The 11,580-nt window shown below is 62.0% G+C and carries 9 protein-coding genes and 1 other RNA gene; 6 read left to right on the forward strand and 4 right to left on the reverse strand.

Annotated features, from left to right (window positions below; all coding sequences use genetic code 11):
- Positions 1–17 precede the first annotated feature (17 nt).
- Both cysN and cysD read right to left on the reverse strand, forming a co-directional pair.
- Positions 18–1,925 carry a sulfate adenylyltransferase subunit CysN gene (cysN, locus tag CGX12_RS09090; RefSeq protein ID WP_094039569.1) on the reverse strand — a complete coding sequence of 636 codons (1,908 nt, stop codon included), beginning with the start codon at positions 1,923–1,925 and terminating at the stop codon, positions 18–20.
- Positions 1,926–2,112: 187 nt separating this feature from the next.
- Positions 2,113–3,012 (reverse strand): sulfate adenylyltransferase subunit CysD, encoded by a 900-nt coding sequence (gene cysD, locus CGX12_RS09095; RefSeq protein WP_094039570.1) that lies wholly within the window; start codon positions 3,010–3,012, stop codon positions 2,113–2,115.
- A 160-nt stretch (positions 3,013–3,172) separates the two neighbouring features.
- Here cysD and CGX12_RS09100 point away from each other — a divergent pair, with 160 nt between their 5' ends.
- Positions 3,173–4,861: an SLC13 family permease gene (locus CGX12_RS09100; protein WP_254918245.1), complete on the forward strand. Its 1,689-nt coding sequence runs from the start codon at positions 3,173–3,175 to the stop codon at positions 4,859–4,861.
- Positions 4,862–5,148: 287 nt separating this feature from the next.
- On the opposite strand, the gene ffs is transcribed toward CGX12_RS09100, so the two are convergent.
- Both ffs and CGX12_RS09110 read right to left on the reverse strand, forming a co-directional pair.
- Positions 5,149–5,246, reverse strand: an RNA gene (ffs, locus tag CGX12_RS09105) — signal recognition particle sRNA small type.
- 301 nt (positions 5,247–5,547) lie between these two features.
- Positions 5,548–6,225: a heavy metal response regulator transcription factor gene (locus CGX12_RS09110; protein WP_094039572.1), complete on the reverse strand. Its 678-nt coding sequence runs from the start codon at positions 6,223–6,225 to the stop codon at positions 5,548–5,550.
- 199 nt (positions 6,226–6,424) lie between these two features.
- Between CGX12_RS09110 and CGX12_RS09115 the strand changes: the two genes are divergently transcribed.
- The 5 genes from CGX12_RS09115 to CGX12_RS09135 all read left to right on the forward strand — a co-directional run bounded on the left by CGX12_RS09115 (position 6,425) and on the right by CGX12_RS09135 (position 11,458).
- A complete protein-coding gene (locus CGX12_RS09115; RefSeq protein ID WP_094039573.1) occupies positions 6,425–8,266 on the forward strand; it encodes a copper resistance system multicopper oxidase in 1,842 nt (613 codons plus the stop codon).
- A gap of 17 nt (positions 8,267–8,283) precedes the next feature.
- Positions 8,284–9,372 carry a copper resistance protein B gene (locus tag CGX12_RS09120; protein WP_254918246.1) on the forward strand — a complete coding sequence of 363 codons (1,089 nt, stop codon included), beginning with the start codon at positions 8,284–8,286 and terminating at the stop codon, positions 9,370–9,372.
- 45 nt (positions 9,373–9,417) lie between these two features.
- A complete protein-coding gene (locus tag CGX12_RS09125; RefSeq protein WP_094039575.1) occupies positions 9,418–9,903 on the forward strand; it encodes a cupredoxin domain-containing protein in 486 nt (161 codons plus the stop codon).
- A gap of 68 nt (positions 9,904–9,971) precedes the next feature.
- Positions 9,972–10,364, forward strand: a complete 393-nt coding sequence (locus CGX12_RS09130; protein WP_217898153.1) for a c-type cytochrome — start codon at positions 9,972–9,974, stop codon at positions 10,362–10,364.
- A 79-nt stretch (positions 10,365–10,443) separates the two neighbouring features.
- Positions 10,444–11,458 (forward strand): IS630 family transposase gene (locus CGX12_RS09135; protein ID WP_176442035.1). Its coding sequence is split into 2 segments (ribosomal slippage): positions 10,444–10,898 and positions 10,897–11,458, totalling 1,017 coding nucleotides; the frame shifts between segments, so codons are not numbered across the junction.
- Positions 11,459–11,580 lie beyond the last annotated feature (122 nt).

Below are 11,580 nucleotides of genomic sequence, written 5' to 3' on the forward strand. Positions count from 1 at the left end.
GACCTTGCGGGGCCGTGTTAGTCCAGGATAATGCCCCGGTGCTTGAGGGCCGCGATGATTTCATCGGCGGCGGCTTCGGCGCTGAGGGCGGTGGTATCCAGGCGGATTTCCGGGTTCTCCGGCTGCTCGTAGGCGGAGTCGATGCCGGTGAAGTTCTTCAGCTCGCCGCGGCGGGCCTTTTTGTACAGTCCCTTCACGTCACGCTCTTCGGCCACCGCCAGCGGGGTGTCCACGTGCACCTCGATAAACTCGCCCTCGGCCAGCAGCTCGCGCGCCATCCGGCGCTCGGAGCGGAACGGCGAGATAAAGGCGGTGAGCACAATCAGGCCGGCGTCCACCATCAGCTTGGACACTTCCGCCACCCTGCGGATGTTCTCCACCCGGTCGGCGTCGGTAAAGCCCAAGTCCTTGTTCAGGCCGTGGCGCACGTTGTCGCCGTCCAGCAGGTAGGTGTGGCGGCCCTGGGCGTGCAGCTTCTTCTCCACCAGGTTGGCGATGGTCGACTTGCCGGCGCCGGACAGGCCGGTAAACCACAGCACCGCCGGCTTCTGGCCCTTGGCCAGGGCACGCGCCTCTTTATCCACGTCCACGTGCTGGAAGTGGATGTTCTGGCTGCGGCGCAGGGCGAAGTGCAGCATGCCGGCGGCCACGGTGGTGTTGCTGAGCCGGTCGATCAGGATAAAGCCGCCGGTGTCCTTGTTGTGCTGGTAGTCGTCGAAGGCGATGGCCCGGTCCAGGCTGATGTTGCACACGCCAATGGCGTTGAGCTCCAGCTTCTTGGCGGCGGTGTGCTCCAGGGTGTTGACGTTCACCTGGTACTTGATGTCGGTGATGGTGGCGGTGACCGTCTTGGTGCCGATCTTCAGCAGGTAGGGCCGGCCCGCCAGCATGGCGTCTTCGTGCATCCACACCAGGGTGGTTTCGAACTGGTCGGCGGTTTGCGCCGGCTCCTCGGCGGTGGAGATGACGTCGCCGCGGGAGATGTCGATTTCGTCGGTGAGGGTCAGGGTTACCGACTGGCCGGCCACCGCCTGGGGCAGGTCGCCGCCGTGCACCACAATGCGGGCCACGTGGCTCTCTTTGCCGGAGGGCTGCACCCGGATGCGGTCGCCGGGCTTGATGATACCGCTGGCCACGGTGCCGGAGAAGCCGCGGAAGTCCAGGTTGGGGCGGTTGACCCACTGTACCGGCAGGCGGAAGGGGGCCTTCTGCATGCGGGTGTCGTCCACTTCCACGGTTTCCAGGTAGCCCATCAGGGTGGTGCCGTGGTACCAGGGCATGTTGTCGCCGTGGGTGATGATGTTGTCACCCTTGAACGCCGACATGGGGATATAGGTGATCTGCTTGAGCCCCAGTTGCTCGGCGAACTGGCTGTATTCTTCCACTATTGTGCGGAAGGTCTTTTCGGAATAGCCCACCAGGTCCATCTTGTTGATGGCGACCACGATGTGGCGGATGCCGAGCAGCGACATCAGGTAGCTGTGGCGGCGGGTCTGGGTAAGGATGCCCTTGCGCGCGTCCACCATCAGGATGGCGGCGTCGGCGGTGGAGGCGCCGGTCACCATGTTGCGGGTGTACTGCTCGTGTCCGGGGGTGTCGGCCACGATGAACTTGCGCTTGTCGGTGGAGAAGAAGCGGTAGGCCACGTCGATGGTGATGCCCTGCTCGCGCTCGGCGGCCAGGCCGTCGACCAGCAGGGCGAAGTCGATCTCGTCCCCCTGGGTGCCCCATTTCTTGGAGTCGGCCTCCATGGCGGCGAGCTGGTCTTCGAACAGCATCTTGGACTCGTACAGCAGCCGGCCGATGAGGGTGCTCTTGCCGTCGTCGACGCTGCCGCAGGTGATAAAGCGCAGCAGGCTCTTGTGCTCGTGCTGCTTCAGGTATTGCTCGATATCGGTGGCGATGAGGTCGGATTGGTGCGCCATGATTAATAATCCTCTTGTGCCTGACTCCCAGGCGCCGCCTGGGAATATATAGATGTTGTTTGCCGGCGCCGTGTTCGGTCGAATAAATTCGACCCTACGGGCCGCGCCGTAGGGTCCACGTCAGTGGACCGTGCCGATAACGGCGCCGTGATCGGGTCGAATACATTCGACCCTGCGACTAAAAGTGTCAGAAGTACCCTTCCTGCTTTTTCTTCTCCATCGAGGCGGCGGAGTCGTGGTCGATGACCCGGCCCTGGCGTTCGGAGGTTTTGGTGAGCAGCATTTCCTGGATGATGGCGGGCAGGGTGTCGGCCTCGGACTCCACGGCGCCGGTGAGCGGATAACAGCCCAGGGTGCGGAAGCGTACCTTCTTCATCATCGGCACTTCACCGGGTTTGAGCGGCATGCGCTCGTCATCTACCATGATGAGGGCGCCGTCGCGCTCCACCACCGGGCGCTCGGCGGCGTAGTACAGGGGCACGATGGGGATCTGCTCCAGGTAGATGTATTGCCAGATGTCGAGCTCGGTCCAGTTGGAGAGGGGGAAGACGCGGATGGACTCGCCCTTGTGCTTGCGGGCGTTGTACAGCTTCCACAGCTCGGGGCGCTGGCTCTTGGGGTCCCAGCGGTGCTGGGCGGTGCGGAAGGAGAAGATGCGCTCCTTGGCGCGGGATTTTTCTTCGTCGCGGCGGGCCCCGCCGAAGGCGGCATCGAAGCCGTACTTGTCGAGCGCCTGCTTGAGGCCCTCGGTTTTCATCACGTCGGTATGAATGGCGGAGCCGTGGGTGAAGGGGTTGATGTCCTTCTCGATGCCCTCGGGATTGATGTGCACCAGCAGATCCATGCCGAGCTTCTCGGCCATCTGGTCGCGGAAGGCGTACATGTCGCGGAACTTCCAGCGGGTATCCACGTGCAGCAGGGGGAAGGGGGGGACCGACGGATAGAAGGCCTTCATCGCCAGGTGCAGCATGACGGCGCTGTCTTTGCCCACGGAGTAAAGCATGACCGGGTTTTCGGCCTCGGCCACCACTTCCCGCATGATATGGATACTTTCGGCTTCCAGCCGTTGCAGGTGCGTCAGATTCATAATGCTACTGTTCTCGCCTATGGATTATGCTAATAACTAAATGTTATAGATATTCAGTATGTCCAGTTTATTTGATATATGATTACAATGATAGCCCTGCTTAAAGAGCGAGTGGTTATATATGTCAGCCTATTTGGTATTAGCATCAATCGGAGCCCTGTTGGCCTTGCTGATACAAGGACGTTTTTCGCCGGCGGTGCTGTTTACCTCCTGGGCCGTGGGTTATGTGTTGCTGGGGGTGGTAGAGCAGCAGGCGCTGCTGGGCAGCTTTTCCAACCCGGCGCTGATCACCCTGCTGGTGCTGCTGCTGGTGTCGCTGGCGCTGGAACGCTCGCCGCTGCTCGACCGGTTTTCCGATGCCCTGCTCAAGGGCCGGGAGTCGCTGGCCAGCCTGCGGCTGATGGGCGTTACCGCCACCCTGTCTGCCTTTCTCAATAATACCGCCGTGGTGGGGTCATTGCTCGGGGTGATTTCGCGCCAGCGCTACATTCCCGCCTCCCGCTTGCTGATCCCGCTGTCTTACGCCTCCATTTTCGGCGGCGTCACCACCCTGGTGGGCACGTCCACCAACCTGGTGGTGAACTCCTTCGTGGTGAACGCCGGCCTGCCGCCGCTCGGCATGTTCCAGTTTGCGGCGGTGGGCGTGCCGGTAGCGGCGCTGTGCCTGCTGGGGCTGTTGTTCAGCGCCCGCCTGCTGCCCCGCCACTCCATGCAGGACCGGGAGGCGGCTCAGGCCTACTTTCTCGAGGCCCAGGTGATGCAGGGGTCGCCGCTGATCGGCCGCAGCATAGAGGCCAACCAGTTGCGCAGCCTGGACGGCCTCTTCCTGTTGGAGCTGGTGCGCCAGGAGCGGCTGCTCAGCCCGGTTTCCCCCGACGAGATCCTGCAGGAAGGGGACATCCTGGTGTTTACCGGCGAGGTGGAGAAGGTGCAGGCCCTGCAGCGCTTTGCCGGCCTGCAGGTGTTCGGTGCCCAGGCCGACGATCTGCTGGCCTCCAACCTGGTGGAGGTGGTGATCTCCAACGAGTCGGAGCTGGCCAAGCGCACCCTGCGGGAAGTGGATTTTCGCACCATGTTCAACGCCGGCGTGGTGGGCATCCGCCGCGGCCAGCGCCGGTTGACCGGCCAGTTGGGCCAGATCCCGCTCAAGGTGGGCGACAGCCTGCTGCTGGCGGTGGGCGCGGATTTTATGCAGCATCGCAATATCGACCGCAACTTCCATGTGCTGAACGGCACCCTGCAGCGGCCCAAGCTCAGCAACCGCCAGAGCCTGTTCGCCTTTACCGGCTTTGGCGCCGTGATCGGCCTGGCCGCCCTGGGGCTGGTGCCGCTGCTGAACGGTCTGCTGATCCTGCTGGCGGCGCTGCTGCTGAGCCGCATCCTCACCCTGAGCGAGCTGCGCCGGCGCTTTCCGTTCGAGCTGATGCTGATCATCGGCTCGGCCCTGACCGTGGCCAAGGCGCTGGAAAGCTCGGGCGGCGCCCAACTGGTGGCCGACACCATGCGCACCCTGTTCGACGGTTACGGGGTGTACGGCGCCTTTATCGGGGTGTTTTTGATCACCCTGGTGCTGACCGAAACCGTCACCAACAACGCCGCCGCCGCCCTGGCCTTTCCCATCGGCCTTTCCACCGCCCAGGCCTTCGGCGCCGAGCCCATGCCATTTATCATGGCGGTGGCCTTCGGCGCCAGCGCCTGCTTTATGGTGCCCTTCGGCTACCAGACCCACCTGATGGTGTATTCCCCCGGCCGCTACCGCATGCTGGACTACCTGAAGGCGGGGCTGCCGGTCAGCCTGCTCTACTCGGCGGGCGTGCTTATCCTGGTGCCCCTGGTGTTCCCGTTCTAGCCTGGGGCGCGGGCGGCTCACTCGCATGAGGCCTTGGGGCGCGGGCGGCCCGCCCGCATAAGGGTGGCACCGAGGTGTAGGTTTGTATCGCTGTAGGTACAGCTGTAGGTGCCGCTTTAGCCGGCATAACCCGGTAAAGGTTCGCGCTGCGCGCGAAGGCAGGCGGGCCGCCAGGCACAACCTGCGTAGCCGCCGGTTCGCGCCACGTAAACGGGCGCCTACAACTGCAACGAGCCAGGCTGAGAGAAAAGAATAGGGGGAGAAAAAGGCAGAAAATTGGAGGTGGCGCCCGCCAGCCGCATCCCGGCACTCGAAGATCCTCGCCTTGGCTGCTCCCTTCCGGGCCTGACCAGGTCGACAAGGTTTCGATGCGAGAGGACCAACGGGGCCACCATCGAAGAGCGGCCAGTCTAGCAAAACCCCTTTTGAATGCAACCCTTGCCGGCGCGACTGCTGCTTTATTGCCCTGGGCCCCGCCGTTGGACCTTTGGTAGGGTCGACTTCAGTCGACCGAATCCCGGCACCGTGATGGAAAAGGTCCGTTGAAACGGACCCTACGGCAGGCCCGGCGCATTTTGTAGGGTCGTCGTAGGGTCGAATTTATTCGACCGAACCCCGGCGCCGTTGGTGGAAAAAGGTCCACTGAAGTGGACCTACGGTGGACCACGGTGCGGTGCCCTGGCCGATCAGCCGCGTGCTTCCAGGGTATAGCCCATGCCGCGCACCGTCTGGATCAATTTGGGCTCGAAGCCGTCGTCGATCTTGGCGCGCAGCCGGCGGATGGCCACGTCGATCACGTTGGTGTCGCTGTCGAAGTTCATGTCCCATACCAGGGAGGCGATCAGCGAGCGGGGCAGCACCTCGCCCTGGCGGCGCACCAGCAGCTCCAGCAGGGCGAACTCCTTGTTGGTGAGATGGATGCGCTCGGCGCCCCGGCTGACCCGGCGCCGGGAGAGCTCCAGGGTGAGATCGGCCACCTGCAGGCGGTCATCCTGGGGGGCGGCGCTGCCCCGGCGCAGCAGGGAGCGCACCCGGGCCAGCAGTTCGGCAAAGGCGAAGGGCTTGACCAGGTAGTCGTCGGCGCCGAGCTCCAGCCCCTTGACCCTGTCTTCCACGCTGTCGCGGGCGGTCAGGAACAGCACCGGTACCTGCCGGCCCTCGTCGCGCAGCGACTGCACTATGCGCCAGCCGTCCACGTCGGGCAGCATCACGTCGAGGATGATGAGATCGTAGGGTTCGACCATCGCCAGGTGGTGGCCATCCAGCCCGGTACGCGCCAGATCCACCACAAAACCGGCCTCGCTCAGCCCCCGGTGCAGGTAGTCTCCGGTTTTGATTTCGTCTTCTATGACCAGCAGTTTCATCAACGGATTCATCATGGTGTGCGGTGCGTTAGCTTTAGCACGGCCGGGGTGTCAGCTCAAGGCTAGCCCTGCTACCTGACCCGTCCATGACACTATCATTACAAGGTTGTAATGATGGCGTCATCTCCCGGAAAGTGGCCGCTTTGTATGATCCAGCGCAATGAAATACAAATAAGCCAAATAGGGAGAGGGGAACGAGATGACGCATTCCAATCGAATGCCGGACCTGCCGCGCCGGCGTTTTGTGCAGGGGTTGGCCGCCGGTGGCGTGGCCCTGGGGCTGTCGCCCCTGCTAACACCCGCCCGGGCGGCCAGTCCGGGCACCCTGACCGGGTCGGCACCGGTGCTGACCGGCACCGAATTCGAGCTGGTGATCGACGAGTCACCGGTCAATTTCACCGGCAAGCGGCGCATGGCCACCACCATCAACGGCTCCATTCCGGCACCCACCCTGCGCATGCGCGAAGGGGACGAGGTTACCATCCGGGTGGTCAACAAGCTCAAGGAGCCCACCTCCATCCACTGGCACGGCATCATACTGCCCTACGAGATGGACGGGGTGCCCGGCATCAGCTTTGCCGGCATCGCCCCCGGCGAAACCTTTACCTACCGCTTCCGGCTGGAGCAGAGCGGCACCTATTGGTATCACTCCCACTCCGGCATGCAAGAGCTGACCGGCATGTACGGCGCCCTGATCATCGATCCGGCCGAGGCCGAGCCCATCATCGCCGAGCGCGAGCATGTGGTGCTGCTGTCCGACTGGACCGACGAAAACCCCATGCGGGTATTCGGCAAACTCAAGAACCAGGGCGATTTCTACAACTTCAACCAGCCGACGGTCGTCGATTTTTTCCGCGATATGGCCGATGGCGGCGTGGGCAGCGCTCTTGCTAAACGGCAGATGTGGAACCAGATGCGCATGAGCCCGACCGATCTGGCGGATCTGTCGGCCGAGACCCTGACCTACCTGATGAACGGCACCACCCCGGCGGGCAACTGGACGGCCTTGTTCAAACCCGGCGAGCGGGTACGCCTGCGCTTTATCAACGGGGCCGGCAATACCTTTTACGACGTGCGCATTCCCGGCCTCAAGCTGACCGTGGTGCAGGCGGATGGCCTGAATGTCGAGCCGGTGGACGTGGACGAGTTCCGCTTCGGCCCCGGTGAAACCTACGACGTGATCGTGGAGCCCACCGCCGAGGCCTACACCCTGTTCGCCCAGGCCATGGACAGAACCGGCTACGCCCGGGGCACCCTGGCCACCCGCGAGGGGCTGAGCGCCGCCGTGCCGCCGATCGATCCGGTCCAGCAACTGACCATGGCCGACATGATGGGCGCCATGGATCACGGCGCCCATGGCGGTGCCATGGCGGGCATGGATCATGCGGCCATGGGCCACGGCAATATGGCCGGGATGGACCACGGTGCCATGGCCGGTATGGATCATGGCAGCATGGCGGGCATGGATCACGGTGCTATGGGACACGGCACCATGACCGGCGGCCTGGCCGTGGCCAGCAGCGAAGTCAGGCACGCCAGCACCGAGTACGGTCCCAGTGTCGACATGCGGGTGGACATGCCGCGCACCAACCTGGACGATCCCGGCGTGGGCCTGCGCGACAACGGCCGCCGGGTGCTGACCCTGGCCGATCTGCGCACTCCCGGCGGACCCCTGGATCCGCGCCCGGCGGAGCGGGAAATCGAACTGCACCTCACCGGCAACATGGAGCGCTACACCTGGTCCTTCGACGGGGTCGAATTCGGCAACTCCACCCCCATCCACCTGAGCTACGGGGAGCGGGTGCGCATCATACTGCACAACGACACCATGATGACCCACCCCATGCACCTGCACGGCATGTGGAGCGAGCTGGAAAGCCCGGAGGGGAATTTTCTGGTTCGTCGCCATACCATACCGGTGCAGCCGGCCCAGCGGATCAGCTTTCTGGTGACCGCCGACGCCCTGGGCCGCTGGGCCTGGCACTGCCACCTGATGTTCCATATGGACGCGGGTATGTTCCGCATGGTGGTGGTGTCATGAGCAGGAGGAAAGCCCAAATGAAATCCGGATGGAACAACACTTTACTGGCGCTGGCGGTGTTGCCGGCGGCGTCCGCCTGGGCCCAGGAGCCCCATGCGGGCCATGGGACCACAGCAGCCGATGTGCCACAACATCAAACAAGCCAGGCAGACCACGGCCAGATGCAGGGCATGGACCACGGCCAGATGCAGGGCATGGACCACGGCCAGATGCAGGGCATGGACCACGGCCAGATGCAGGGCATGGACCACGGCCAGATGCAGGGCATGGACCACAGCCAGATGCAGGGTATGGACCACGGCCAGATGCAGGGCATGGACCACGGCCAGATGCAGGGCATGGACCACGGCGATATGCAGATGCAGGGCGGATCGGCGCCGACGGATGCCCGGGATCCCCATGCCTATTCCGGCGGCTTCACCCTGGATGAAGGCCCCTATGCGCTGCCCGGGCCACGCCAGCTCCGGCTGGCGGACGAACACCTGTTCGGCGGGGTGCTGGTGGACCGGCTGGAGCGGGTCGATGCCGGTGAAGGCCATGCCTGGGTGTACGACACCCGCGCCTGGGTCGGCCGCGACTACGATCGGGCGGTACTGAAGGCGGAAGGCGACCTCATCGGAGGGCGGCTGGAAGAGGCCAGCACCGAGCTGCTGTGGAGCCACGCGGTATCGTCATTCTGGAATACCGAGCTCGGGGTGCGTTACGACACCGGCCATGGCCCGGATCAGGGCTGGCTGGCCCTGGGCATCTCGGGGTTGGCCCCCTACTGGTTCGAGGTGGATGCCACCGCCTACCTGGGCGAGCAGGGGCAGACGGCGCTGGCGCTGGAGGCGGAATACGAACTGCTGCTGACCCAGCGGCTGGTATTGCAGCCCAGGGCTGAACTGAGCGCCTATGGCAAAGACGATGCCGAGCGAGGCCAGGGCAAAGGGCTGTCCGAACTGGTGGCCGGCGCCCGCCTGCGTTACGAGCTCAGCCGCCAGTTTGCCCCTTATGTGGGCTGGGAATGGGCCGCCACCCTGGGCAATACCGCGGACATGGTAAGGGCCGAGGGTGAATCGACCCAGGAAACCCGCTGGGTGGCCGGCGTCCGCTTCTGGTTTTAACGCCATTTAATACACCGCAATAAACTGACGACAAGGAAAAACAAGATGAAAAAGACACTGTCCGTGATCATGCTGACCCTCCTGCCCGGGCTGGCCCTGGCCGCTGGCGAACATGGCGGCCACCAGGGCCATGACATGGCCTCGATGAACCAGGGCACGCATGGCGTCGGCCAACCCGGCAAGGCCGCCGACGTCAGCCGCACCATCGAAGTCGTGATGAGCGACGATATGCGTTTTTCCCCCGCTCACATAGAGGTCAAGGCCGGGGAAACGGTGCGGTTTTTCGTCAAGAATGCCGGCAAACTGGAGCACGAACTGGTGATCGGCAATGCCGAGGCACTGCTGGAGCACGCCGAGATGATGCGGCAGATGCCGGACATGCACCATGCCGAGCCTAATATGATCAGCCTCCAGGGCGGCCAGATGGGCGGCCTGGTGTGGCAGTTCGATCAGGCCGGCACCGTCGACTTCGCCTGCCTGCTGCCCGGCCATATGGAAGCCGGGATGAAGGGGGCTATCCAGGTGATGTAATTGGCGACGGCATGGGGCCTGGCCCCATGCCGTTTTTCCTGGACTCACGGGGTATAGGGATAATGGTGATGAAATCATCCAAGACGGTCATCTGGTCCGGCATCGCCGTCGTTGCTCTGCCAGTGGTTTTATATGCGTTGTTTAATAAAGGCTTAATGACTGCGATAACGGAAGAAGAAAAAGAGAGGTTGAACCTTGGCAGGCAGTTATACAGTGACAACTGTGCAAGCTGTCATGGTGATACCCTGCAAGGAGGCAGGCAGGGGCCTCCCTTTATACACAAAATTTACGAGCCATCTCATCATGGTGACAGGGCTTTTTACCTTGCGGTAGAAAATGGCGTCAGGGCTCATCACTGGCCCTTTGGTGATATGCCGGCCATTCCGGACCTGGAACATGACGATGTGAGTGCCGTTATCGAATATATACGACATGAACAGCGTAAGAATGGAATAAAATAGTGTTTTTATTCATGTTTGTTATACCAATCAGATTAAAGATGTGATCTAATTGCTCTATTCTGGTTTCACTGTACTCAGTATGTCCGATCCAATCGATTTCTTGGCCCTCGCCAAGGCAGAAACCAACGCCAGGAAACGCATGCGATTCCTGGCGTTAGCACACTTTCAAGAAGGTCATTCCAGAACTGACATTGCCCGCTTTCTCAAAGTCAGCCGCACAAGTGTCAACAAATGGGTGAGCAACTTCTTGCTACACGGCGTGGCGGGGCTGGATAGTGTCCGTCCACCAGGCCGACCCGCCAAGCTCGGCGCCGAACAGCTATCCCAGCTTAGCGAATATATCGACCAACAAAGCCGGCTGGCCATCGGGGGACGACTGCAAGGTACTGATATTCAAACGTATATCGAACGAGAGTTTGGTGTGGCCTATGAACTCTCCAATGTCTACCGCCTCCTCAGAGAGCTGGGGTTTTCCTGGATAACCAGTCGCTCACGACATCCGAAGCAGGATGGGCAGGTGCAGGAAGCTTTTAAAAAACTTCCAGCTGGAAACGATCCTTAACATCCCGGGTCATGTTGCGCTTGCCAATGTCGATGTCTGGTTTCAGGACGAAGCCCGGTTTGGTCAACAAAATACGACTACCCGACTGTGGGCCAGGCGTGGCAGTCGCCCCCGAGCTATTCAGCAACAACAATTCGAGTACGTCTATCTCTTCGGTGCCGTCTGCCCTGCAACCGGGACAACGGAAGCCTTGCTCAGTCCTCTGGTAAACCGGGAGGTGATGAAGCAGCACTTGGCACTGATTGCAGCACGAACAAAGCCGGGTCGTCATGCGGTGGTGATCATGGACGGCGCCGGATGGCATACCATGGAATGTGCGGATGACTTCCCCAATCTCAGCCTGATCAAGCTCCCTCCCTATTCTCCCGAACTCAATCCCATTGAACAGGTATGGAGCTGGCTTCGTCAGCATGTGTTGGCTAATCGCAGCTTCAAGGATTACGACGACATCCTTGATGCCTGCACATCGGCCTGGAAGCACTTTATTGCCGATGTGGAGCGGGTGATGTCACTTTGTAGCCGAGATTCATAGACAGGATCTTAAGCGGTAAGAGCATGAATTAGATAGAAAAAAGGCTTCAATTGTGATCTGATGTTAGTCGCCAAACAAAACACAAACCACAAAGAAGCCGATGACTATTATCCATCTAAAAC

Origin of the sequence: Zobellella denitrificans (assembly GCF_002237365.1) — a bacterium.
Classification (GTDB): Bacteria; Pseudomonadota; Gammaproteobacteria; order Enterobacterales; family Aeromonadaceae; genus Oceanimonas; species Oceanimonas denitrificans.

Excerpts from the sequence above, each read along its gene's own strand:
- cysN (WP_094039569.1), bottom strand. The coding sequence starts at position 1,925 with ATGGCGCACCAATCCGACCTCATCGCCACCGATATCGAGCAATACCTG.
- cysD (WP_094039570.1), bottom strand. The coding sequence starts at position 3,012 with ATGAATCTGACGCACCTGCAACGGCTGGAAGCCGAAAGTATCCATATC.
- CGX12_RS09110 (WP_094039572.1), bottom strand. The coding sequence starts at position 6,225 with ATGAAACTGCTGGTCATAGAAGACGAAATCAAAACCGGAGACTACCTG.
- CGX12_RS09115 (WP_094039573.1), top strand. The coding sequence starts at position 6,425 with ATGACGCATTCCAATCGAATGCCGGACCTGCCGCGCCGGCGTTTTGTG.
- CGX12_RS09120 (WP_254918246.1), top strand. The coding sequence starts at position 8,284 with ATGAAATCCGGATGGAACAACACTTTACTGGCGCTGGCGGTGTTGCCG.
- CGX12_RS09125 (WP_094039575.1), top strand. The coding sequence starts at position 9,418 with ATGAAAAAGACACTGTCCGTGATCATGCTGACCCTCCTGCCCGGGCTG.
- CGX12_RS09130 (WP_217898153.1), top strand. The coding sequence starts at position 9,972 with ATGAAATCATCCAAGACGGTCATCTGGTCCGGCATCGCCGTCGTTGCT.